The organism is Nocardia sp. PE-7 (genome assembly GCF_030486425.1).
Lineage (GTDB): Bacteria > Actinomycetota > Actinomycetes > Mycobacteriales > Mycobacteriaceae > Nocardia > Nocardia salmonicida_A.
Genome location: NZ_CP129614.1, coordinates 4,044,639 through 4,068,432 on the forward strand (window position 1 = coordinate 4,044,639; position 23,794 = coordinate 4,068,432).

Genomic DNA, 23,794 nt, shown 5'->3' on the forward strand with positions numbered 1-23,794 from the left:
TCAGCTACTTCTGGCGCAGTGTCTTCATGACACCGAAAACCACCGTCATCGTTTTGGCCCACATCTGCTCGGACATGCCGGGCAGCGGCGCGATCGGCAGCAACCGCTGGACCGCGATGGTCTGGGTGTCGATGTACTTCAGCAGGCCTTCGGGCCCGTGGCGACGCCCCTGACCGGAGATGCCGAGACCACCCGAAGGCGCGTCGACGCTGCCCCAGGCGGCGCTGAAGCCCTCGTTCACGTTCACCGAACCGGCGTTGATCCGGGCGGCGACTTCCTTGCCACGGTTCACGTCCCGGCTCCACACACTGGCGTTGAGGCCGTAGGCGGTGTCGTTGGCTGCCTCGACGGCGGCCTCGTCGGAGTCGACCTTGTACACCGAGACGACCGGGCCGAAGGTCTCCTCGCGGAAGACCGTCATGCCGGGCGCCACGTCCGCGAGCACGGTGGGCTCGTAGAAGTACGGGCCCAGATCCGGGCGGGCTCGGCCACCGGCGAGCACCTTGGCGCCCTTGGCGACCGCGTCGTCGACGTGCGCGCTGACGGTGTCGAGCTGACGCTGGAAGGTCAGCGAACCCATGTCCCGGCTGTAGTCGAGTTCGCCGCCGAGCGACATGTTCTTGACGTTGCCGACGAATTCCGCGACGAACTGGTCGTAGACCGAGGCGTCGACGTAGATGCGTTCCATCGACTCACAGAGCTGACCGGCCGACGAGAAGCACGCGCGCACAGCCAGTTTGGCCGCCTTGGAGACATCGGCGTCGGCCAGCACGAGCAGCGGGTTCTTGCCGCCGAGCTCGAGGGAGTAGCCGATCAGGCGTTCACCGGCCTGCTGGGCGATGGTCCGGCCGGTCGCGCTGGAACCGGTGTAGTCGACGTAGTCGGCGCGCGCGATCACGTCGCCGCCGATCTCGCGGCCACGTCCGAGCACCGCCTGCCACAGACCGCGCGGCAGCCCGGCGCGCTCGGCGGCGTCGATGGCCCACAGTGCGGTGAGCGCCGTCTGGTTGTCGGGACGCGCGATGACCGCGTTGCCCGCGAGCAGGGCGGGCAACGCGTCGGAGGCCGCCAGCGCGAGGGGGTAGTTCCACGGCGAGATGACCGCGACGACGCCCTTGGGCCGGTTGTGCACCTCGACCGAGGTGAGCACCGGCAGTACGCCGCGCGGCTTGCGCTCGGCGAGCAGTTTGGGGGCGACCGTGGCGTAGTAGCGCGCGTTGAGCGCCACGTCGGCGATCTCGTCGAAGGCGTGCGGGCGGGACTTGCCGGTCTCGGTCTGCACGATGTCGAGGATGGTGTCCTGCTCGGCGAGCACGATGTCGTGGAAGCGGCGCACGATCTCGGCGCGCTGCTTGACGCCCACCTTGGCCCAGTCGCGCTGTGCGTGCCGGGCGACGGCGAAGGCGCGCTCGATATCGGCGACCGAGGACTGCGGCAGGTCGCCGATCTTGTGGCCGGTAGCCGGGGCGAAGACGGGAACCGACGGGGCGCCACCGGCGACTCCGCGTTCGAACAGGGGCTTGACCAGCGCGGCGGGCAGCGCGGTGGGTTCGGCGGTCAGCTCTGGGGCTGTCGTCATTGTCGGCCCTTCTCCTCAACAGATGGATCGCGCGGAACAGGTCGCGCACGTTCAGGTTATTTACTGAACACTAGTGTTAGATTAATGCCGGCGCCAGGGTTCGTGTCAAGCTTTCAGTGTGTGTTCACCAGCGGTGAGGGAGGTGCGATGACCGAGGAATCGACGGCGGTGCGTCGCGGGCGCCCGCCGCAGACCCAGGAGCAGGCCGAGGAAGTGCGTGCCCGGATCGTCGAGGCGACCGCCGCGGTGTTCGCGCGCACCGGCTCGCGCGGGTTGAGCGTCGCCCAGATCATCGAAGAGGCCGGGCTGGCCAGACCCACCTTCTACCGCTATTTCGGCAATGCGTCCGAGCCGCTGCACGCGGTGCTCGACGCGTCCAACGACGGCCTCGTCGGCGGCATCCGCGAGGCCCTCGTCGGGACCGATGAGCCGGTTCAGCTGGGTATCCGGCTGATCGACGCGTATGTGGACTGGGCTCGTGGCCACGGCCCGATGCTGCGCCCGTTGTTCGCGGAGCTGCACGATCCCGCTTCGGTCGTCTCGGGCTACCGCGAACGCGCGCTCGACGATATCCGCGATCTGGTGCGCAAGACCTTCGGCGACCTCGGACGCCCGATACCCGCACCGCTCGACCTGGACGCCGCGCTGCACGTGTGCGAATACATCGTCTACCGGCTCACCGCGGGCAGCGAGCCGGGCAGCGATCCCGATCCGGCGCTGGCGTCGGAGGCCAGGGTGACCATGATCCGCGTCCTGCTGGTCACCCTCGGCACCCGCGACGATCTCGCCTACGCGATGGAGCTGCCCGGCCTCTTCCCGGACCCGTAGCGCCTCGGATTCCGCGGTAGCGGGTGCACTCCACACACAATCTCCACATTTGGCGACGCAACCCTCCACACCCGCTCGCTAGGGTCGCACCATGGACAACAGTGGGGGCGGGACAGGACCGGCGGTACGCCGGATCCTGGTGGTCGACGACGAGGTGACGATCGCCGAGTCCGTGGCTGCGAGGTTGCGGGCCGAAGGGTTCACCGTCGACCTGGCACACGACGGGCCCGCCGCGGTGGCGGCGGCCCTCGCGGGGGAACCCGATCTGGTGGTCCTCGACGTGATGTTGCCGGGGTTCGACGGGCTGGAGGTGTGTCGCCGGATTCAGGCCGAACGCCCGGTGCCCGTCCTCATGCTCACCGCCCGCACCGACGAGACCGACCAGCTCGTCGGGCTCGGAGTCGGCGCCGACGACTATCTCACCAAGCCGTTCTCGATGCGGGTACTCGCCGCCCGCGTGCACGCGCTGCTGCGGCGGGTGGACCGGGCCGCCGAGCGCGGCGACAACAGCATCGTCGTCGGCGATCTGCGCATAGATCTCACCGAACGCCGGGTGTGGCGCGGCGACGCCGAGGCACGGCTCACCCCACTGGAATTCGACCTGTTGACGCGACTCGCGCAACGTCCGCGGGCGGTACTGGCCAGGGAACGACTGCTCGAGGACATCTGGGACTGGTCCGACGCGGCGGGCACCCGGGCGGTGGATTCGCATGTGAAAGCGTTGCGGCGCAAGCTCGGCGCCGATCTCATCCGTACCGTGCACGGTGTCGGATATGCCCTGGACGCCCGATGACGGCGCCGGATCGCGCCGCCGCGATGATGGACCGGATCGCCGAGGTGCTGCCGCGGCCGTTGGACCGACTGCGGTCGATCAAACTGAAACTGGCCGTGTTGATGTTGTGTTCGGGCGGTGTCGCGTTCGGGTACTTCCGGCTGAAGATCGGCTGGCTGCCGCCGCGCACCACCGTGGCCGCGATCGGGATCGCGCTGCTCACCTCACAGTTCCTCGCCCACGGCATCACCCGTCCGCTGCGCGAGATGACCTCGGCCGCTCGACGAATGGCGCATGGCGACTACAGCTTTCGCGTACGGGCCTCCTCGCAGGACGAAGTGGGTCAGCTCGCGACAGCGTTCAACCAGATGGCCGCCGACCTGGCCGCCGCCGACCGGCAGCGTCGCGACCTCATCGCCAATGTGTCCCATGAGCTGCGCACCCCGGTGACCGCACTGCACGCCGTCCTGGAGAACATGGTCGACGGCGTGAGCGAACCCGACCCGGCGACGCTGCGCACCGCGCTGGCCCAGACCGAACGCCTCGGTCTGCTCGTCTCCGAACTCCTCGACCTGTCCAGCATCGAGGCGGGTGCGTTCACGCTGGATCGCGAAATCCTGCCGCTGGCACCGCTGTTGGCGGAGGTGATCGCCGAGGCCGAGGTGATGACCGCCGCGCTCGGCCGCGGTGTCCGGTTCACCACCTCGATCGAACCCGACTGCGCGACCGTGTTCGCCGACCGGGCGCGCCTGCACCAGGTGCTGTTCAATCTGCTCGACAACGCGGCCAGGCACGGCCCGTCCGGCGGCGAGGTCCGGGTCTCGGCGTCGTCCGGGCCCGAGGGAACCGTCCTCGAGATCCAGGACGACGGCCCCGGCATTCCGGAAGCCGAGCGCGCCACCGTCTTCGACCGTTTCACCCGTAGCGGGCGCACCGACGGCGGCGGCACCGGCCTCGGCCTCGCCATCGCCCGCTGGGTGATCGACCTGCACGGCGGCTCCATCGCCGTCGCCGACCCCGGCTCCCGCATGCGCGTCGTCCTGCCCACGGACTGACCTCTACATCCACCTCACCCCTCCCGGCGCCTCGGTGCCGGGACGAATCCGCACACCTCCAGGAGGGGAAATCCATGTCCGACAAGCCGATAGCCGAGGAACCGATCCCGGCTGACAGCCACAATGCCGCGACCCCGGCCGTTACCGGTCAGCACGGTACCGAGACGACCGCGACTGTTCCGTCCCCCGACGCCGTCGCTGGTAATGCCGTGACAGGCACCGGCACCACGGAATCCGGGAAGTCGGCGAACGACCCAGCGATCAAGCCGATCGTGCCCGACTCCGGTGTTTCCTCCGATGCCGGGAGCGATCCGCAGGTGGGTGGCGGTGCGACGAGCTCCGGTACCCAGTCGACAGCTGTGCTCACCAAGACGACGGCGCCGGAGCCGGACGCAGCATCGCCTGCGGCACAGAGACCCGCTGACTCCGTGCCGTTCGCGACCCTGCTCGCCGCGAGCCGCACCACTGCTCATCCGGGGCCCGACGTCGCACGAGCCGCCGCGTGGTCGACGATGTCGCCGGTGATCGCCATGCCACCGCCCCTTCCGCCTGTTCCCCCACGCTGGCAGCGTGTAGCGCGCCCACCCGGGGTCCTCCCGGCAGCGGCTCTCGCCGGAATCGCCGGGGCCACCGTGATCCCGCTCGACCGTCCCGGCATCGGCTGGCTGATCACGGGTGTCGCCATCACCGGGGCCCTCTGCGCGGTCGACTATCGCGCCCGGTCACGCGGAACGCCCGAGAAGAGCCCCTCGGATTCGGCGCCGACGGCCGGAGGATTACCTGCCACCGCGCCGCCCGCGGTGGTGCCGACCACGGCCGACGGTCCCGGCGCGAAACCTGTTGAACAACTGTCACCTTCAGCATCCGACGGTCTCGCAACGCCGAACACCGAGGGCGCCTCGCCAGCCGCTGAAGGTACCGAATCGGGCCGCACCGTAGATACCGGCACGGGCGACGATGCCGCGCCTGCGAAGGCCGCGACTAGCGACGGAAGCACGCCCGTCGATCGACCGGCCGATCCTACCGATGACCGACCCACCGTTGAGGTCGGTGCGGCCGACAACGGCGTGAAGTCCGCGAGAACCACTGCGAAGACTGCTGATTCGTCTGCGGCCGGCGAGGAGCCGTCCGCCGCGACCGCACCTGCCACCGACCGCGCAACGCCGTCGAACGAGGCTGCTACCCACTCCGTTTCGATCGGCGATCGGGCGTGGTGGGCGACAGCGGCGATTGTGCTGCTGGGCGTGGGGACGGTCCGGGCGGCGGGATGGCTGTTCGTGCTGTGCGTCATCGCCGCATGTGTCGCCGGGTCGTTGGCGGTGTTGGGGCGGCGCAGTGTGCGCGGCATCGTGCACGACATGTTCGCGGTGCCGTTGGCGTCGTTCGGCGCTGTGCCGTGGGCGTTCTCGGGGTTGCGGGAGTCGCGCTCGGCTGGGACCGCCGGCGTCCGCCGGTACGGGGTCTCGGTGGCCGCGACCGCGGCGCTGCTGGTGGTGTTCGTACCACTGCTCGGCGGGGCGGACGCGACCTTCGCGAAGCTGTTGAACGGGCTCGTGCCGACCGTGGACGGTCCGGCGGCGTGGCAGTGGATATTCCTGTTCGCGGTCGTCACGGTGGGCGTGCTGGGGGCGCTGTATCTGCTCGCGGGGCCGCCTGCGCACGCGGCGGATTCGGTCCGGCCGGTGCGGCTGTGGTCGCGCAGTGAATGGATGCTGCCCGTCGGGGCGTTGACCGTGTTGTTCGCGGTGTTCGTCGGCGCGCAGTTCGTCGCGCTGTTCGGCGGCGACGATTACGTGCAGCGCACCGCGGGCCTGACCTACGCCGAGTACGCGCGCAGCGGGTTCTGGCAGTTGTCGGCGGTGAGCATCCTGACGCTGGCCGTGATTCTGGCCGTCCTGCACTGGTCGGGGCAGGAAACCGCCGCCGACCGCCGGTCGTTGCGCGTGCTCCTGAGCGCGGTGAGCGTGCTGGCGCTGGTGATCGTGTGCTCCGCGCTCGGCCGGATGTGGACCTACCAGCAGGCCTACGGGTTCACCGTGCTGCGACTGCTGGTGACGACGTGCGAGCTCTGGGTCGGCCTCGTCTACGTCCTCGTGCTGATCGCCATCGCGCGACTGCGCTGGAGCTGGGTGCCGCGCGCCGCGATCGGCACCGCACTCGGCACCCTCGTCGCGTTGGCGCTACTCAACCCGGAACACCTTGTCGCCGAACGCAATATCGACCGATGGCAGACCAGCGGCCGCTTGGACGCGGACTACCTGAGCACCCTCTCCCCCGACATCCTCCCCGCCCTCGACCCGCTGCCCCACCACCTCCGCACACAGATCGAAACCCCCGTCCTCGACGACCTCGACGACGACCAGTGGTGGTCCTGGAACTGGTCGCGCAGCTCAGCTCGCTGACCAGCGCAGGAAACGGTCGCCCACCACCGGTGGGCGACTATTCCTGTGGCGCGACAGTTCTGGACAGGCCGCTCGCGCGCAGGACACGGCGACCGATCGCGGCGCGGATGGAGTCCTCGGTGCCGATGATGCGGACGTGGGTGCGGGCCCTGGTGATGGCCGTGTAGAGGAGTTCCCTGGTGAGCAGCGTGGATTCGGGTTCGGGGAGCACGACCGAGACGGTGTCGTACTGGCTGCCCTGGCTGCGGTGGATGGTCATGGCGAAAACTGTGACCACGGCGGGGAATTGAGTCGGGTGGACCAGATAGGGCTCGCTGCCGCGTTGCAGCGCCGCGCGCAGCGAGCCGTCGGGGCGGCGGATGATGACGCCGGTGTCACCGTTGTAGATCCGGGCCTCGTGGTCGTTGGCGGTGACCAGCAGCGGCTGGCCGGGGTACCAGACCGATTGCGGCCCTTCGGGTCCCGCACCACCGGCCGCGGCCCACTCGGCCGCCATCCGATCCCAGCGTTCCACGCCGAAGGGGCCCTGGCGATGGGCGCAGAGCAACCGGTGCGACTCCAGCGCGGTCAGCGCCCCGCTCGCGTCGCCCGCCTCGGCGGCGGCCGTGACGGCGAGCGCGGCGGTGGTCACATCCGCCCGGACAGCGCGGGTGTCGTCGGGGGCGCACAGCGACACATCGTCCCCGCCCGCGCGCAGAATGGCCAGCGCCGTATCCGCGTCGCCCGCGCGAACGGCCACGGCCAGGTCGGCGATGCGCCCGCCGAACCGTCGGCCCCTGGTCAATCGAACGATCCCGCCTTGCAGGCGCCGCTGTTCGAGGCCGGTGAGCGAGGGTGCCTGCGCACCGGGCACCACGGCCGCCGGGTCGACCACTTCGGGCAGCTCCACCGCACCCAGCACCGCACGCAGCGCCTCGTTCGGCGCACCGCTGACCGGCCCGGCCACGAGGTCGGCCAGCACCGCACCCGCGTCGACCGAGGCGAGCTGGTCGGGATCGCCGACGAGCACCAGGCGGGTATCGGGGCGCAGGGCGGAGAACAGGTGGCTCATCATCGTCAGCGACACCATCGAGGTCTCGTCGACCACCACGACGTCGTAGGGCAGACGGTTGTGTTCGTGGTGGCGGAATCGAGTGGTGCGGCCACGTTGCCAGCCCAGCAGACGATGCAGGGTCGAGGCGGTGAGTTCGGGCAGGCCGAGCACGGCGGCTTGTTCGCGCACCGCCTCCTGCAACCGGGCCGCGGCTTTGCCCGTGGGTGCGGCGAGGGCGATACGCAGGGCGGGCAATTTCGGCGTGGCGGCGCGGTGGGCGGTGAGCAGGGCCAGGATGCGCGCGATGGTGTGGGTTTTGCCGGTGCCGGGGCCACCGGCGACGACGGTGGTCCAGTGGGTCGCGGCGAGGGCCGCGGCCAGGCGCTGCCGGTCGGGACCGTCGCCGAGAGGGTCGGCGAAGAGCCGATCCAGTTGCGCGCGCACGAGTTCGGTATCGATCGCGGGGTGGTCGGCACTGCGTTCGGTGAGCACTCGTCGCAGGGTCTGTTCCTGCTGGTAGTACCGGTCGAGGTAGAGCAGCGCGCCGCCCTCGGCGTCGGCTTCGACGATCCGCAACGGGCGCAGTGGACCGGACTGTCCGCCGCGGATCAGTGGACTGCGACGCAGGGCGGTGAGCACCCGATCGATGTCCGGCCACGGCAGGGTCGCCGGGTCGATTCCCGTGGCGCCGTCGCGCGTCTCGTCGGCGTCGATGCCGATCTCACGCATCCGGGCCAGCTCGAGGCACACCGATCCGGAGCGCACCGCGCGCACGGCCAGGGCCGCCACGAACAGCACGTCCTCGTCGTCCTCGCGCCCCATCCGACCCAACCGCACCGCCACGTGCACGTCGGCGGCGGACAGGACGCCCGCTTCGTTGAACACCCGCAGCAGCCCGGTCCCCCGCTGCGCCACCTGAATAGCGGTCATCGCTGCCCCGCGAGCAGATCCGACAGCGCGACAACGAGTTCCGCGGACGGGTACCAGTCGAACACACCGTGGCCCGGCGGTGTCGACGTGCCGATCATGCCGCGCACGAACAGATACCTGGCCCCACCCAGATGGCGGGCGGGATCGTAGTCCGGCAGCCGCCAGCGCAGATAACGGTGCAGCGCGACGGCATACAGCAGCGCCTGCAGCGGATAGTGCGAGCGGATCATCTCCGTGACCATGTGGTCGCGACGGTAGTGCTCGACGGTGAGGTCGCCCGTGCCGAGCCGGTTGGTCTTGTAGTCGACGATGAGATAGCGGAGCCCACCCGTGCCGTCGGGTACCCGGAGCACGGCGTCGATACTGCCGGTGAGATAGCCGCGCAGGACCGTATCAGGCAGTGCCGCAACATGATCGGCGTACCCGGCGAGATCGTCGTCGGCGGGCAGGTGGGTCCGCAGCAGCGCGGCGACGGCGTGCATCCCCGCCGAGCGCGCACCGGGGGCGTCACCGCCACCGAGCGGCAGCTCGAATTCCAGTTCGTTGAGCCGGTCCCGGGTCGCGACCGCGGCCAGGGAACCGAAATCGGCCGGGGTGCGCAGGACTTCGAGCAACGCTGACGACAGGACCTCGACGTCGAGCTCGGCCATCGTGTGCTCGACCGCCTCGACACACCGTCGGCGGACCTCGGCGGCGAGATCGGGCACCGAGGTATCGACCGTTTCGAGAACGCCGTGGACCAGGGTGCCGAATTCGGCGCCATAGGGCAGGTCGTTCATCAACGACGGGGCGGCCGTGCTGCCGGTGAGGGCGTCGACCGGCGCCTCGGTCGGCTCGTCGTCAGGACCGGGGCCGTCCTCGGGCTCCTCGTCGTTCACCCCTGGCGCGTCGTGCGCGCCGGCGGTGAGCGCCGAATACGAGGTGCGCCGCCACTGCTGGTCGAGCGCGCGGGTGAACCCCGCGGCCGCCAGCTCACCGGTCGGCAGCTCGGTGCGCACCCGCCGGGGCTCGACATCCTCGGGGCGATCGACCACGGTCACCGATATCACGTCCGTAGCCGGGGCCGCCCACTCGGAAATCCGCTGCGCCGCAGCGGTATCGGCCGGTATCTCCGCCCGGCGCGGTACCTGCGCCGAACCCGGTCGTCGACCCAGCATCATTCGGTGCAGCGGCGCGGCACCGGTGGTCACCGCGGGCGCCCACCACGCGACGACCTGACACATCGCCCGGGTCAGCGCCACGTACAACAGCCGCAGCTCCTCCCCCGATTCCTCGGCCTCGCATCGCAATTGACGCTCGCCGTAGCCGGGGGCCTCCTTGCCGCCGATATCGAGGACCCTGGTGCCGTTGTCGTCGTGGAACAGCAGCGTCGCGGGATAGGGATTCTTGGCGCTGTCCCAGGTGAAAGGCAGGTAGACGATGGGGAATTCGAGTCCCTTGCTGGCGTGCACGGTGGCGATCTGCACTGCCGCCGCGTCGCGATCGAGCCTGCGGCTGCGGCCGCTGATACTGCCGGCCTCCGGGTCGCGCACGCGGTCGGCGAGCCAGCGGGTGAGCGCGGTCAGACCGAATCCCTCGGCCAGCGCGACCTCGTCGAGCAACTGCGCGAGATGGCGCAGATCGGTGAGTTCGCGTTCGCCGTTGTCCACCGCGAGCAGGCGCGGCGCCAGATCGGTTTCGGTAGCGAGCTTGTCGAACACGGCGGCGAATCCGGCGCGCGCGAACAATCGGGCCGCGTCGCGCAACTGAGTCGAGACCCGGCCGACGAGATCCGCACCGCCCGAGTCGATCTCGGCCGCGGTCACGCCGAGGATCGGTGTGCACGCGGCCAAGCGCACCCGGTCACCACGATGCGGCTGTTCCAGCGCCCGTAGCACCCACAACCAGTCGGTCGCGGCGACGGTCGCGAAGACACTGGTGCCACCGGCGAGGACCGAGGCGACCCCGACCCGGTCCAATGCCGCGCGCACCACGTCGATCTGGGATCGGGTGCGCACCAGCACCGCGACATCGCCGGGTCCGATCGGCCTGCGCACCCGGCCGTCGCCGACCTCGCTGAGCGAATGATCCCCGCCGCGTAGGGGTTTGGCGTCGATGGTGGTGCCGGATTCGAGCAGGGTGACGATGTCGGCGGCCAGGTCGTCGGCGACCTTGGCGCGCTGCCTGCCCACCGACGGGAACCCCGACCGATTGCGCGGACCGGCCCCGGTTCGAGGCAGCACCCGCAGTCGCAGCGGACTGATCGTCTCGGGTTCACCGTGCAGGCGCGTCGTCGGGCGGGTCGGAGTGACCGGATACACGCTGATCTCGGGGTGCCCCAGTTCCGCACCGCCACACAGGTGATCGATGGCGCGCAGCAGTCCGGCGTCGCTGCGCCAGTTGCGGGTGAGCTCGCTGCGACGGTCCGCCAGTGCCACGGCGTCGAGGTAGCTGAGCACCTCGGCGCCCCGGAAGGCGTAGATGGCCTGCTTCGGGTCGCCGACCAGCACGAGGGTGGCGTGCTCATGGAAGGCCAGGCGCAGGATGTCCCACTGCAGGGGATCGGTGTCCTGGAATTCGTCGACCAGCGCCACCCGGTACCGCTGCCTGATCCTGGCGCAGGCGCGTGGGCCGTGTTGCGGGTCGGCCAGCACATCGTGCAGCAGTACGAGCAGATCGTCGAAATCACGCAGTCCCGCACGGCGTTTGCGGCGTTCGGTTTCGGTGCGCACGGCGCTCGCGAAGGCGACACGCTCCCCCGCGGCACCGTCGGTGCGCGGCGCGAGGTCGGCGTGGCGGTCGTGGACCGCCGCCAGCGCCAGGGTGTGGGCATCGCGCAACGTGAAGGGCGCGCGGTCGCGGGCGTAGCGGGCCAGATACAGGTCGTCGGCCACGGTGGCGACGAGTTCGTCCACCGATTCGACCAGCCGGGCGCCCGGATCGTGTTCACCGGCCAGACCGAGTTCGTCGAGCATCCGCTGACAGAACGAGTGGGTGGTGGCGATGGTGCCCGCGTCGAAGTCGGCGAGGGCGGTGAGCAAGCGGTGCCTGCGCAGACGCACGGTCGCGGGGTCGGCATCGGCCATCGCCCGGACGAGTTCGTCCTGGTGGTGGCATGCCGCGTCGGGCTCGGCAAGTGCGGTCGCCACCGTGACGAAACGATCCCTGGTCCGTTCACGCAGTTCCTGGGTGGCCGCCCGGCTGAACGTGACCAGGAGCAATTCGGTGATCGCGATCCCCGCCTCGGCGACGTAGCGCACCGCGAGCCCGACGATGGCGTGCGTTTTGCCGGTGCCCGCGCTGGCCTCGAGCACGGTGGTGCCCTGCGGCAGCGGACCGGTGGCGTCGAACGCGGTCGGCGCCGATACGGTGCCCGTCACGGCTGTCCCTGACTCTCGGCGGCGAGTAACGGCGCCCACCAGCGGCGCGCGAGGGCGCCGAAGTGGGTGCTCTCCGGCTCGCCCGGTCGGCTGGGTTCGGTGGCGAGACCGGCGAATCGGGGTGCTCGGCCCCACACGTAGCGCAGGTAGCGGTCGGTGTGGTCACCGAACTTGTCGGGCCCGTTGGGGCCGCCGTCGAAGGAGTGCTCGGCCGCGAGCAGGGCGTCGGCCACGCTGTCACCGCGGAATCGGCGCTCGGCATAGGCGGCGGTGGCGGCGGGCGCGCAGGGCAACGGTTCGCACAGCCCTTCGTCGCGCAACCGGACCAGGTCACGCAGGATCGCCAGTGCGGCAGGCGCTTCGGGCGCGGTGATCACCGATCTGGCCACCGGCCTGCTGCGGAATTGACCTCGTCCCGTACTGATCGCCTGCCACGATCGGTCTTCGGTGGCGGCGAGGGCCAGCAGCGAAACCCAGGACGCGAGGCGGTGTTTCGGCGCCAGGCGCGAGTAGGTGGTGCGCACCAGGGTTTCCCCACGGACTTCGGGCACGGTGCCCGCGAGGGTGCGGCCGTTGCCGAGATCGAGGGCGATGTCGACGGCGCGCGGTGGCGCCTCGTAGTCGGGCAGTGCGGTGCGGACGAGAGTGTCGACCGTGCCCTCGACTTCGTCGAGCACCTTGGCCCCGAAACCGAAGGGGGGCAACGTACCCCGACGCCATTCGGCGGCGCGCAGCCCCGCCGGGTCGGCGCCGGTGAGGCGGGCGGTGAGCATGCGTTCGCCGAGGTCCCACTTCGCCAGGCCGTCGAGTTCGATCGGGAGCTGATCGGCGATGTCCTCGGATTCCTCGGGCACCCGCAGGCCGAGCCGCTGCCACAGGAACGCGCGCACCGGATGCTCGGCGAACGAGATCAGTTCCGCCAGTGCGACATCCGTGGCGGGAGCGGGCGGCAACGGCACGGTGAGCAGCGGTGGCCGCGGCCGCGACGGGCGGGCGGCGGCGCGCGCACTGGCCAGGGCGACGGTATCGAAGCTGCGCGGGTTCTCGGGGGCGAAATTGCGGCGGTCGAAGGCCTGCAGCGGGTGACGGACGTGAACGGCGTCCATGGCCGCCGGTCCCACATGGGCGGCGAGCACGTCGAGGAGCTCGGCGACCGGGACGGCGGGCGGACGCGCGGCGCCGGTGACCGGGTCCGCGCCGGTATGCAAGACCAGCAGCGTGTCGCCTGCCGCCATGACGGCGTCGAGGAGCAGTTGGCGGTCTTCGCTGCGTGCGTCGCGTTCGCCGACCAGCGGGTCGCGGGCCAGCAGGTCGTCGCCGTCGACACTGCCGGGCCGCGGGAAGACGTCGTCGTCGAGGCCGAGCAGCACCACCACGCGGTGCGGCACCGACCGCATCGGCACCAGGGTGCACACGGTGAGTTCACCGGTGCGGAAGTTCGCGCGGCCGGGGCCGCCTGCCAGACGACTGGTCAACAGGACCGCCACGTCGGCCAGACGCAGCGGGGTGTCGCCCGCGTGTTCGGTGGCGGCGACGATCTCGCGGCGCGCTTCGGTGCGGATCCACGAATGCGCGTCGGGCACATCGGTGAGCAGTTCGACGGCGCGCAGCAGCACGGCGGTCCATTCGGCGGCCGGGCGTGGCCCGCGCAGGTCGCGCAGGCAGACCGCGAGCCGGTCGATGAACTCGGCGAACCGGCCCGCGAGGTCGACGTCGTTGGAATCGACATCGTCGAGCGGCAGCGCCAGATCGAGCCAGTCGTCGCCGGATTCGTCGGCGGTGACGCCGAGCAGGATGCGGTCCACCGCGGCGTTGAGGGTGTTCTGGGCGAAATCGGCGAGGCCGAACGCCTCGCGTTGACGCTGCCCGATCCCCCACCGCGCGCCCGACTCGGCCGCCCACTCGCGCAGCCGTTCGATGTCGTCGTCGTCGAAACCGCAACGGCGGCGCACGGTTTCGCTCGCCGCCAGGTCGAGCACCTGCGTCACCGTGACGCGACCGTCGGCCAGGTCGAGTAGCTCGATCACCACGGCCAGCATCGGGTTGGTCACCGCCCGTCCGCGATCGGCGAGCCGCACCCGCAACTGGTGCGCCGGATGTTCCCCCTCGACCGGCAGGTCCACTCCGGTGCCGCGCAGCCCGAACGCCGCCCGCACCAGCGGCGCGAACGCCTCCACGTCCGGGCACATGATCAGCACGTCGCGCGGCTCGATCGTCGGATCCGCCGCGAAGGTCCTGAGCAGCAGATCCCGCAGCACCTCCACCTGCCGCGCCGGGCCGTGACACGCGTGTACCTCGACGCTCCCGTCCGGCGACGCGCCCGGTTCGGGGGCTCGGTCGGCACGCACGGCAGCCTGGAGGGCACCGAGCAGTGTGTGCGCGGCTGTCTCACCGGGAAGGTGAGTGTCGGTGTCCGACAACGGATTCAGGCGCTGTTCCAACTCGCGGACATCGCGGGCCAGTCCCGACAGCAGGGGGTGGGAGACCAGATCGGCGGTGTGGTCGTCGGCGCGCGGACGCACTCCACGTCCGACCGTCCCCTCGTCGCTCGCCTCGACACCGGCGACCGCGCGAGCGTCACTGAGCGCGGTCCACATGGCCGGGCTCGGGTGGGCCATCCAGAGGTGGACGTCGCGGTGGGCGGCGAGGGCGGCGACGACGGCCAGTTGGTCGGCGGGGAGTCTGGTCAGACCGAACAGGGACAGTCGCTCGGGCAGGTCGATCGAGTCCGGCTCGGCGCGGAGCCGGGCGCAGGCGTCAGCGAGTCGTTCGGCGGGGCTCGGGGCATCGACCGCCGTGCGCAGGGCGCGCCACAGGTGCGGCTGCCACGCGAGATCGTCGGGCACCGGCCCGCCCGCACCGTCGGTGTCCGCGCCCGCGGTCCAGTCGAGCAGCACCTGCGGGCGTTGGGCCGCGTAGGAGTCGAACAGCGCGGCGAGGTGGGCGGCGGTGGCGTAGCGCCTGCCGACTCGGTGATCGGTTCCGGGAAGGCCGAGATGACGTGCCAGCACCGCGGCCCACGGCTGGTCGGCGACCTCGTCGATCACCCGCAACAGGGTCCACACCAGTCGCTGCCCGGCCCACGGGTCGTCGGCGGGCGCGATCCCGCTCGCACCGGCCAGCACCTCGGCCACCAGCGCGGAAGGCGCGGGAAAGGCGATATTCGCGGCTATCCCGTCACCGACTGGGCCACGTCCGCCGTCCACCACACCGAGCACACCCGACAACCGCTGCGCCAACCAGCGCTCCACCCCTTTCGCGGGCACCGCGACCACATCCGCGACGAAGGGATCGGCGGGCACCGCCCCCAGCAAGCGCCCCAGTCCGTCGGCCAGCGCGTCGGCGCGTTCGGCGCGATGGAGGTGCAACGGCATCCGTCGTTTATACGCCCAGCGACCGACCCGCAATCGCGCGACCCCGCCACCACCACTGGACCGGGCTAGTGAAATACGCCACACCCCAAGACGTCCCGGCCACGCCTGCGGCACCCTCGACGCCGACCGTGGGATCGTTGCCGTTCGGGTGGGACAGTACGGCCGCGGGCGAAAGGCTGGTTTCGTTTCATGATCGCGCAGGTGTTTCCCCTGGTTCCCGGCGGCGGCTTCGTCGTCCGCCGAGTGGGCGCGCGCTGGGAGTTGGTCAATTCCCGGCGCTACGGGCCTGATCAGGTACTGCATTCGTGGCCGCTGGACCGTCACGGCGAAGCGTTCGAGCACTGCCATCGCCTCAACGGCTGCACCATCGCCACACCGCACGCCGCGCATCACTGACACGCAATTCCCGTGCGCCACAACAACGCTGTCGCCGGGGGTCGGATTTCGGGTGAAGTTGTGCGCTCGGGCGCTCGGTGTGCGAGTGTGGTCCATCGTGCGTGACCGTTCTCCCTCCCCTCGTGTCGTTTCCCGAGTAGCAGCAACTGCCTGCCTGCTCGCCGCCGCCGCCGTCCTCACTCCGGGCGTCCCCGTACTCGTCGCTCCGGCCTATGCCGCGCCACCCGCGTTGACCCAGGTGTCGGTGCCCGGGTTCGACGCCGACATGAGCTCCCGGATCGCGCGGGCCGACGCCTACCTAGCCGGTCGCCCCGGCGCCGTCGGCTACGTGCTGCGCGACCGCAAGACCGGCGGCATCTACGCCAACGAACACGCCGAGAACCAGGTCTGGACCGCCTCCACGATCAAACTGGCCATCGCCGCCGACCTGCTCAACCGGGCCCGCGTCGGCGCCATCGGCCTGTCCCCCGACGACCGCTTCAACATCGAAGCGATGCTGGCCACCTCCAACGACCACGCCACCGATGTGCTGTGGCAGAAGTACATCGGCTTCGACCGGATGGCCTACAACAACGCGTTCCGCGCCTACGGCATGGTCAGCCTGATCCCGCAGCCGACCACGACCGCGGTGTTCCCGGACTGGTCGTTCCAGAAGTGCACGGCCGCCGACCTGGATCGGCTGATGAACACCATCCTCGACACCATGCACCCCGACGATCTCGCCTACCTGCTCGACCGGATGCGCTCGGTCGACTCCAATCAGCACTGGGGCGTGTGGGGCGCGGGTCCGTCGATGCGGCCCGGCCTGAAGAACGGCTGGTCGGCCGAAGCCGATGGTTGGGTGGTCAACTCGGTCGGCGTCGCCGGGCCGGGCGAGCGGTACACGCTCTCGATCATGAACGCACTCGGCGCAGCGGGCGGCTACACCGACGGAGCCGAGACCGACACCCGGGTGGCCGAACTCCTTCTCGCAGGTCGCTGAGTCGGCACGTCGGCGTATTGTCGATCGTGTCGTTCGATGAGACACCGCGTCACACGCCGCGATCGAGTTCTTGTTGCGACGTCACAACCGGAGCCGACTACGGTTAACCCTGTCACCACCACCGCGGGGCCCACCCCAGTCTGTCGAGGAGCGCGACGATGAGCACTGAGTCTGTCGAGAAGCGGCACCACGTTGTGGTGATCGGTTCCGGGTTCGGCGGTTTGTTCGGTACCCGGCAACTGCGCCGTGCCGACGTCGACATCACGCTCATCTCCAAGACGTCGACCCACCTGTTCCAGCCGCTGCTCTACCAGGTGGCCACCGGCATCCTCTCCACCGGCGAGATCGCCCCGGCCACGCGCCTGGTGCTGCGTAAGCAGAAGAACGCGCAGGTGCTGCTGGGCGACGTCATCGACGTGGATCTGGCGAACAAGAAGGTCACCTCGCGACTACTCAACCGCGACACCGTGACCGACTTCGACAGCCTGATCGTCGCCACCGGCGCCCAGCAGTCGTACTTCGGCAACGACCACTTCGCCACCTACGCGCCCGGCATGAAGACCATCGACGACGCGCTCGAATTGCGCGCGCGCATCCTCGGCTCCTTCGAGCAGGCGGAGCTGGCGACCACCCAGGAAGAGCGCGACCGGCTGATGACCTTCATCGTCGTCGGCGCGGGTCCCACCGGCGTGGAGCTGGCCGGGCAGATCGCCGAACTCGCCGACCGCACCCTCGACGGGACCTTCCGCACCATCGATCCCCGCGACGCACGCGTCATCCTCCTCGAAGGCGCGGGCGCGGTGCTCGGCCCGATGGGACCGAAATTGGGCGCCAAGGCGGCCAAGCGGCTCGAGAAGATGGGCGTGGAGATCCAGCTCAACGCCATGGTGACCGATGTCGACGCGCACGGCGTGATCGTCAAGGACGCCGACGGCAGCACCCGCCGGATCGAGGCCGTGTGCAAGGTGTGGTCGGCCGGCGTGCAGGCCAGTCCGCTGGGCAAGATGATCGCCGAGCGGTCCGAGGGCACCGAGGTCGATCGGGCGGGGCGCGTCATCGTGGAGCCCGACCTCACCGTCAAGGGTCATCCGAACGTGTTCGTGGTCGGCGACCTGATGTCGGTGCCCGGCGTGCCGGGGCAGGCACAGGGCGCCATCCAGGGTTCGGTGTACGCGGCCAAGGCGATCAAGGCCGGGCTGGGTGGTCAGACTCCGGCGGAACGCAAGCCGTTCAAGTACTTCAACAAGGGCTCGATGGCCACGATCTCGCGGTTCGACGCCGTTTGCCAGATCGGCAAGCTCGAGTTCAGCGGGTTCCTGGCCTGGCTCGCCTGGCTGGCCCTGCACCTGTATTACCTGGTCGGCTACCGCAGCCGAATCGTCACGGTGATCGGTTGGTTCGTGTCGTTCCTCGGCCGCAACCGCGGTCAGATGGCGGCGACCGAACAGTGGATCTTCGCGCGGCTCGCGATCGAGGAGGTCAACGCCGATCAGGCCGAGGCCAGGGAACTCGCGGCCGAGGTAGGCGCGCCGCCCGCCACCGCCGAACCGCTCACCGCCGAACAGCGCAAGATCGGCTGACACAGCTCGCACATCGGCCGGGTGGTTCCGTCGAACCACCCGGCCTTCGTCGTGCCGATCACCTTTTCCGCGTTCCGAGAGTGCGGGTTGCCGACGTTTCGGACCCATCCGACTCGAGCACCGGTCCGAATGTCGGAGGTCATATGTGTGACCAAATCCCCAGGATGAAAGGTGATCTATGGCGACGGGGAAACACAGGGCGCCGAATATGCAGCGACAGAAGGTAGGTTCGGTCGTCGCAGCCGGAGCGGTACCCCTGGTCATGGCCCTGATCGGCACGGGCACCGCGAATGCCGATCCCGCGCAGGCGGCGGTGACCCAGCCCGAGCATCAGGCCGGACCGGAGTTCGACGCGGTGGCGCCCAACGCCACCCCCTACGTGGGCCAGCCGATGCCCGCGAACACCCGCAGCGCGCTGCAGTGGTCGCGGACGGGGCCGGAAATGGACTACCTGTCCCCGGTGGGGCCGCTGCACGCACCGACCGCGGTCGCGCCGGTGCCGCCGATCCTGCCGCCGCCGGGCCAGTTCCGCTTCGGTGACCAGCAGATTCCGGTCCCGGACTTCATGCCGGTGGACACCTCGATCCACATCAACGACGCCGCGGCCACTACCGAGGCCAACCTGGCGACGTTCCTCGACTCGGTCGGCCTCGAGCGCAGCCGCTCGGACCGGATCGCCGCCGAGACCCTGGGTTCGGCTGCCAGGGGCGCGGCGGTCGGTTCCACCGTGGCGATGCCGTTCGCGATGATGGCCAGCACGGGCGGTGCGTTGGCCGGGCTCGTCGCCGGACTCCCGCTGTTTCCGGTCGGCTTGGTCGCGGGCCCGATCCTCGGTGGCATGGCCGCGTACATGGCCGTGTCGATCCCCATCACCGTTGTCGGCGCCGGTGTCGGTGCGGCGGTAGGCGCGGCAAGCGGTTTCCTCGCACCACCGCGTGCGGCGACCCCCACGGCCGTCGACACGGAAGCCGAGCCCGTCACCGCTTGATCGAATTCCCCGCGGTGGGAGTCGGGCCGTCGGCTCGGCTCCCACCGCCGTCTCCTCGGCTAGACGTCGGCGATCGCGAGCGCGCGCAGTCGGCTGGTCGTCCGGGTGGCGAGTGAACCACCCGCGGCCAGCGGGAGCCGAACCTCGTCCACACTGCCCGACCAGACCGGACGGTCATCCGGATAGACGAGCTCGCTGTCGAGCGCTCGCGGTGCGGTGAGCCGATCGTCGGTCGACGCACCCGCGCCGAGTTCGAGCCGGTGCCGCAGCAACGGCACCGCACCGACGTCGGCCAGCAGATCACCGCGCCACCCGCCGCCGTCCTCGCCACTGCGGCCCACCTGCACCCGCTCCCGCAGCCGCAGCCGCGCATCGGGTGCCACCTGCACCGTGGTCACCGTGTGATGGCGCGCGCCCCCGGCCACGATCGTCGGCTCCGGATCGAAGTCGAGTTCGGCGCCTTCGCCGATCTCGAAGCGCCAGTGCGCGTTCGACAACACGGTGTCCGCGCCGGGCAGGGCGATCGTCGCCGCCACCGAACGAACCACCAGCCGCGCACCGGGACGCACGACGATGGTGATGTCGAGTACGTCGCCACCGAGCGGGGTGGCCGCGGTACCGATCAGGTGCACGGTGTCGACGCCGGTGTGCCGCCCGGCCAGGCCGCCGACCGCGTCGATGCGGGGCAGTCTGCCCGGTGCGGCGACAATGCTCAGTTCAGTGCGCAACGCCGGCGGCCGCGTCCTGATCGGCGACGACCCGCAGTTGCTCGCGCACCCAGGCCAGGACCGGGGTGGCGGCCGGGTCGTCGGTCAGCGAGACCAGCGCGGTGGGGCGGCCGTCGCGGACCTTGGCGGCGTCGCGCTCCATCACGCCCAGGTCGGCGCCGACCAGTGGGGCGAGGTCGGTCTTGTTCACCACGAGCAGGTCGGAGAACGTGACGCCGGGGCCGCCCTTGCGCGGCACCTTGTCGCCACCGGCCACGTCGACGACGAAGATCTGCACGTCGATCAGCCCGGAAGAGAAAGTGGCCGTGAGGTTGTCGCCGCCGGACTCCACCAGGATCAGATCCAGCGGCGGGTTGGCCGCGACGAGGTCGTCGATGGCGTCGAGGTTGGCGGTGATGTCGTCGCGGATGGCGGTGTGCGGGCAACCACCGGTCTGCACGGCGGTGATCCGCTCGTCGGGCAGCACGGCGTGGCGGCGCAGGAAGTCCGCGTCCTCGGTGGTGTAGATGTCGTTGGTCAGCACCGCGAGGGACAGTTCGTCGCGCAGTTGCCTGCACAGGGCGGCGACCAGCGCGGTCTTGCCGGAACCTACCGGGCCGCCGATGCCGATGCGCAGCGCCTCACCCGCGGCGCGGTCGCGCTTGGGGCGGTCGTGGCTGTGATCGTGCGGTTCGCCATCGATCAGATGGGGAGGCATGGGAGCTCCTTCTCGGGTTCGGGGTCAGGATGCGAACAACGGCATGTCGCGGTGGAGGTGACGTTCGGCGAGCGCGTCCTGCAGTGGATCGGACAGTGCGGCGAGCCCGGCGGCGGCCTCGGCGGCGATCCGGTCGCACAGCGGCGCCAGGCGCAGGGTGCTCTCGGCGATGGCGGCGGGATCGAGGGCGAGCAGTCGTTGGGCGGCGGTGGCGGCGCCGGTGAGCGTCGTGTAGACAACGACGCCGGCCAGTTGGTCGGTGCTCGCTCCGCTCGCGGCGCCGACCATGCCGAACACCGTCGACAGATGGGGGCGCGGTCCTGTCGCGGCCCAATCATGGTGCGGCCACAGCTGTTTGGCCAGGCGGAGCAGCCCACGGCCTTGCGCGCGCGAGGCCGTGCGGGCGGCGGGTGAGGGCGTACGAGCGTCGGCCTCCAGCTCGGCACGTTCGGGTGTGAGCGATCCGCCGCACACCGCGGCGGCCAACGACGCCGTGACGAGTCCCGACGTCGAGATCCGGCGCCGCAGATACAGCTCCACGCTCGCCTTGTCGCGTAGCAACCCCGACGACACAGCTTCCTCGACGCCGCCGGAGTGCACGTGCCCACCGATGGGCAGGCGCGAATCGGCCAGGGCGAGCAATGTCGCCAGTCCCGCCGCACCCTCGTTTCGCATCCGACGATCCTATGCACAGAACCTGGACGTCCGCCCGGTGAGGCCGATCAGCACGGCCACACCGTGGCGGTGATCACCTCGACCGGCGGTCGTGCTCGACCCGCCCGATCGACCGCCGGACGATTCAGTGCGCCTCGACGGTCACCGTCTCGGTGCGGGCAGAGCGCCAGGCGAGCACCGCCATCGCGATCAGCAACAGCGCGCCGCAGGTGGTCGCGATGTGCATTCCGCTGACGAAGGATTCGCGAGCCGCGTGGATCAGCCCGTCGTCACCGGACGACTGCAGGAGGGTGTCGCCCAGGGTCTCGCCGAAGTCGCCGCCGGAGCGGAACACCAACGCGGCCACCGAGCCGAGCAGGGCGAGACCGAGCGCGTTGCCGAGTTCGAAACTCGTTTCGGAGATGCCGACCGCCGAACCCGCCCGCTCGGCCGGCACCGCCGACACCGCGACATCCGAGACCAGCGTGAACGAGAAGCCGTAACCGATACCGGCGATCACCGAGCCCGCGATATACCAGCCGAGTCCGCCGTCGACACCGACGCCGAGCAGCATCAGGTTGCCGATCGCCGACAGCAGCAGCGCGAGGGTGAAGGTGGCCCGCACGCCGAGCCGCAGCCCGAGGCGCGCGCCGCTCATCGAGCACACGAACACCGCGATCGCCATCGGAATGCCGAGCAGCGCGGCGGCCAACGGGTCGCGACCGGTGACCGACTGCAGATAGATGCTGGTCAGGTAACTCAGCGCGGCCAGCGACATCATGCCGGCCATGCTCGCCCCGATCGCCACCCGGAACAGCGGCCGCGTGAACAACGACAGGTCGAGCAGCGGTTCGGCGAGATGACGCTGCCTGCGCACGAACAGCACGAGCAGTCCGACGCCGATCACGGCGATCACCGACGACACCGCGTCCAGCCCTTCGGCGGCCATGTGTTTGATCCCGTAGATCAACGGCAGGATGCCGCCGATGGACAGCGCGACGCTGGGCAGATCGATCGGCCCCAGCGCGGCGGAGCGATGTTCGGGCAGCAGGATCGGCCCGAAGATCAGCAGAATCGCCAGCACCGGAATGTTGATCAGGAACACCGAGCCCCACCAGAAGTGGTGCAGCAAGACACCGCCGATGATCGGCCCGACCGCCGAACCGCCCGCGAAGAACGCGGTCCAGATGCCGATCGCGGTGCCCCGTTGCCGGGTGTCGGGGAACAGCGTGGAGATCAGCGCCAGGCTCGACGGCAGCAGCGTCGCACCGCCGATGCCCATCAGGACACGGGCCGCGATGAGGATCGGCGCGCTGGGCGCGAACGCGGCGAGCACCGACGCGAGGCCGAAGATGGCGGCGCCGACGAGCAGGATATTGCGTCGGCCGATCCGGTCGCCGAGGTTGCCCATCGTGATGAGCAGACCCGCCAGCATGAACCCGTAGATGTCGAGGATCCAGAGCTGCTGTGAGGCAGTGGGATCCAGGTCGGCCGTGAGGGTCGGCATGGCGAGGAAGAGAACCGAGATGTCCATCGACACCAGCAGCACCGGCAGCAGCAGCACGCCCAATCCGAGCCAGGCGCGGCGTCCACCGGCGACTGCGGTGGGCACCGCCGGTTCCAGCTTCGTCATTCTCCGACATCCTTCCACGGTTTGCGTACGCCGTACGCGTGAGCTGGGTACAGTGTACGCATGAAGGTTGTATTACGAAAGCGAGTCATGGGATGACCGAGGCGAAGCTCACCCGCACCGCGATCGTCGACGCCGCGATCACCCTCGCCGACGCCGACGGACTCGACGCGGTGTCGATGCGCCGCATCGCCGACCGCCTCGAGGTGGGCACCATGTCGCTGTACCGGCACGTGGCGAACAAGGACGAACTCATCGCGGCCATGACCGACGAGATCGCCGCCCGCCACCCCTACCCCGATCCGGTCGGTCGAGGGTGGACGTGGCGCGACCGGGTACGCATCGCCGCCGAGGTCGATTGGCAGCTCTACCAGCAGCATCCCTGGGTACTGCTCACCTTCGCGGTCCCCCGCTACAGCTTCGGCCCGCAGGGCCTGGCGAGCCTGGCCTGGCTGGTCGAGGGCCTGCGCGAACTCGACGTGACCGCCCGCGAGGCCACCACGATGGGATTCTCCGTCTGGAACTACATCTCCGGCGCCAGCTTGCCGGTGGTCGGCGGCGCGCTACTCGCCGAGAAGCGCACCGCCACCGACGACACCAATGGACTGCGCGACCTTCTCGAGGGCACACCGTCCTTCCCCGTGCCGCCGGCGCTGGCCGAACTCGAGGGCGCGGGGGTGAGCGATCTCACCTCCGAGGATCTCCTTTTTCTCGGCCTCGAAGCGCTCTGCGACGGCTTCGCCGCACGCGCGGCACGTCGAGCCGAATCGGCCTTGACCTCGAGCACCGTTCAGGTTGAAGACTGAT

At 70.2% G+C, this 23,794-nt stretch carries 17 protein-coding genes; 9 read left to right on the forward strand and 8 right to left on the reverse strand.

Annotated features, from left to right (window positions below; all coding sequences use genetic code 11):
- Positions 1-4 precede the first annotated feature (4 nt).
- Positions 5-1,579: a succinic semialdehyde dehydrogenase gene (locus tag QX204_RS19130; RefSeq protein WP_301901158.1), complete on the reverse strand. Its 1,575-nt coding sequence runs from the start codon at positions 1,577-1,579 to the stop codon at positions 5-7.
- Positions 1,580-1,726: 147 nt separating this feature from the next.
- On the opposite strand from QX204_RS19130, the gene QX204_RS19135 reads away from it, so the two are divergent.
- From QX204_RS19135 to QX204_RS19150, 4 genes are all read left to right on the forward strand, one after another.
- Entirely contained in the window at positions 1,727-2,407 is a 681-nt protein-coding gene (locus QX204_RS19135) for a TetR/AcrR family transcriptional regulator (protein WP_301901160.1), read from the forward strand.
- A gap of 91 nt (positions 2,408-2,498) precedes the next feature.
- The gene (locus QX204_RS19140) at positions 2,499-3,200 is read left to right on the forward strand and encodes a response regulator (protein ID WP_301901161.1); all 702 of its coding nucleotides are present in this window, start codon (positions 2,499-2,501) and stop codon (positions 3,198-3,200) included.
- Positions 3,201-3,226: 26 nt separating this feature from the next.
- On the forward strand, positions 3,227-4,234 hold the full coding sequence (locus QX204_RS19145) for a HAMP domain-containing sensor histidine kinase (protein ID WP_301908040.1): 1,008 nt from the start codon (positions 3,227-3,229) through the stop codon (positions 4,232-4,234).
- Positions 4,235-4,308: 74 nt separating this feature from the next.
- Positions 4,309-6,636: a DUF4153 domain-containing protein gene (locus QX204_RS19150; RefSeq protein WP_301901162.1), complete on the forward strand. Its 2,328-nt coding sequence runs from the start codon at positions 4,309-4,311 to the stop codon at positions 6,634-6,636.
- Positions 6,637-6,673: 37 nt separating this feature from the next.
- On the opposite strand, the gene recD is transcribed toward QX204_RS19150, so the two are convergent.
- The 3 genes from recD to recC are packed head-to-tail and all read right to left on the reverse strand — an operon-like array spanning position 6,674 to position 15,332.
- Positions 6,674-8,599, reverse strand: coding sequence for an exodeoxyribonuclease V subunit alpha (gene recD / locus QX204_RS19155; protein ID WP_301901163.1), 1,926 nt, complete (start codon positions 8,597-8,599; stop codon positions 6,674-6,676).
- Complete coding sequence (locus tag QX204_RS19160) at positions 8,596-11,958, reverse strand: UvrD-helicase domain-containing protein (protein WP_301901164.1); 3,363 nt, start codon at positions 11,956-11,958, stop codon at positions 8,596-8,598. The genes recD and QX204_RS19160 overlap by 4 nt, the downstream gene beginning before the upstream one ends.
- A complete protein-coding gene (gene recC / locus QX204_RS19165; RefSeq protein ID WP_301901165.1) occupies positions 11,955-15,332 on the reverse strand; it encodes an exodeoxyribonuclease V subunit gamma in 3,378 nt (1,125 codons plus the stop codon). Before recC ends, QX204_RS19160 begins: the two co-directional genes overlap by 4 nt.
- A 189-nt stretch (positions 15,333-15,521) precedes the next feature.
- Here recC and QX204_RS19170 point away from each other — a divergent pair, with 189 nt between their 5' ends.
- The 4 genes from QX204_RS19170 (at position 15,522) to QX204_RS19185 (ending at position 19,278) form a co-directional block, all read left to right on the forward strand.
- Positions 15,522-15,728 carry a hypothetical protein gene (locus QX204_RS19170; protein ID WP_056810106.1) on the forward strand — a complete coding sequence of 69 codons (207 nt, stop codon included), beginning with the start codon at positions 15,522-15,524 and terminating at the stop codon, positions 15,726-15,728.
- 97 nt (positions 15,729-15,825) lie between these two features.
- Positions 15,826-16,710, forward strand: a complete 885-nt coding sequence (locus tag QX204_RS19175; RefSeq protein ID WP_301901166.1) for a serine hydrolase — start codon at positions 15,826-15,828, stop codon at positions 16,708-16,710.
- Between the two features lie 158 nt (positions 16,711-16,868).
- Entirely contained in the window at positions 16,869-18,290 is a 1,422-nt protein-coding gene (locus QX204_RS19180; protein ID WP_301901168.1) for an NAD(P)/FAD-dependent oxidoreductase, read from the forward strand.
- Between the two features lie 208 nt (positions 18,291-18,498).
- On the forward strand, positions 18,499-19,278 hold the full coding sequence (locus tag QX204_RS19185) for a hypothetical protein (protein ID WP_301901169.1): 780 nt from the start codon (positions 18,499-18,501) through the stop codon (positions 19,276-19,278).
- 59 nt (positions 19,279-19,337) lie between these two features.
- Here QX204_RS19185 and QX204_RS19190 read toward each other — a convergent pair whose 3' ends face one another.
- From QX204_RS19190 to QX204_RS19205, 4 genes are all read right to left on the reverse strand, one after another.
- Positions 19,338-20,006 carry an urease accessory protein UreD gene (locus QX204_RS19190; RefSeq protein WP_301901171.1) on the reverse strand — a complete coding sequence of 223 codons (669 nt, stop codon included), beginning with the start codon at positions 20,004-20,006 and terminating at the stop codon, positions 19,338-19,340.
- Positions 19,996-20,703, reverse strand: a complete 708-nt coding sequence (gene ureG / locus QX204_RS19195; protein WP_301901173.1) for an urease accessory protein UreG — start codon at positions 20,701-20,703, stop codon at positions 19,996-19,998. The genes QX204_RS19190 and ureG overlap by 11 nt, the downstream gene beginning before the upstream one ends.
- Before the next feature lie 24 nt (positions 20,704-20,727).
- The gene (locus QX204_RS19200; RefSeq protein ID WP_301901176.1) at positions 20,728-21,378 is read right to left on the reverse strand and encodes an urease accessory protein UreF; all 651 of its coding nucleotides are present in this window, start codon (positions 21,376-21,378) and stop codon (positions 20,728-20,730) included.
- Positions 21,379-21,502: 124 nt separating this feature from the next.
- Entirely contained in the window at positions 21,503-22,990 is a 1,488-nt protein-coding gene (locus QX204_RS19205; RefSeq protein WP_301901178.1) for an MFS transporter, read from the reverse strand.
- Positions 22,991-23,082: 92 nt separating this feature from the next.
- Here QX204_RS19205 and QX204_RS19210 point away from each other — a divergent pair, with 92 nt between their 5' ends.
- Entirely contained in the window at positions 23,083-23,793 is a 711-nt protein-coding gene (locus QX204_RS19210; RefSeq protein WP_301901180.1) for a TetR/AcrR family transcriptional regulator, read from the forward strand.
- Position 23,794: the final 1 nt, after the last annotated feature.

Bases quoted from the DNA above. Each gene is read 5' to 3' on its own strand.
- QX204_RS19130 (WP_301901158.1), bottom strand. From the start codon at position 1,579: ATGACGACAGCCCCAGAGCTGACCGCCGAACCCACCGCGCTGCCCGCC.
- QX204_RS19135 (WP_301901160.1), top strand. From the start codon at position 1,727: ATGACCGAGGAATCGACGGCGGTGCGTCGCGGGCGCCCGCCGCAGACC.
- QX204_RS19140 (WP_301901161.1), top strand. From the start codon at position 2,499: ATGGACAACAGTGGGGGCGGGACAGGACCGGCGGTACGCCGGATCCTG.
- QX204_RS19145 (WP_301908040.1), top strand. From the start codon at position 3,227: ATGGACCGGATCGCCGAGGTGCTGCCGCGGCCGTTGGACCGACTGCGG.
- QX204_RS19150 (WP_301901162.1), top strand. From the start codon at position 4,309: ATGTCCGACAAGCCGATAGCCGAGGAACCGATCCCGGCTGACAGCCAC.
- recD (WP_301901163.1), bottom strand. From the start codon at position 8,599: ATGACCGCTATTCAGGTGGCGCAGCGGGGGACCGGGCTGCTGCGGGTG.
- recC (WP_301901165.1), bottom strand. From the start codon at position 15,332: ATGCCGTTGCACCTCCATCGCGCCGAACGCGCCGACGCGCTGGCCGAC.
- QX204_RS19170 (WP_056810106.1), top strand. From the start codon at position 15,522: ATGATCGCGCAGGTGTTTCCCCTGGTTCCCGGCGGCGGCTTCGTCGTC.
- QX204_RS19180 (WP_301901168.1), top strand. From the start codon at position 16,869: ATGAGCACTGAGTCTGTCGAGAAGCGGCACCACGTTGTGGTGATCGGT.
- QX204_RS19185 (WP_301901169.1), top strand. From the start codon at position 18,499: ATGCAGCGACAGAAGGTAGGTTCGGTCGTCGCAGCCGGAGCGGTACCC.
- ureG (WP_301901173.1), bottom strand. From the start codon at position 20,703: ATGCCTCCCCATCTGATCGATGGCGAACCGCACGATCACAGCCACGAC.
- QX204_RS19200 (WP_301901176.1), bottom strand. From the start codon at position 21,378: ATGCGAAACGAGGGTGCGGCGGGACTGGCGACATTGCTCGCCCTGGCC.
- QX204_RS19205 (WP_301901178.1), bottom strand. From the start codon at position 22,990: ATGACGAAGCTGGAACCGGCGGTGCCCACCGCAGTCGCCGGTGGACGC.
- QX204_RS19210 (WP_301901180.1), top strand. From the start codon at position 23,083: ATGACCGAGGCGAAGCTCACCCGCACCGCGATCGTCGACGCCGCGATC.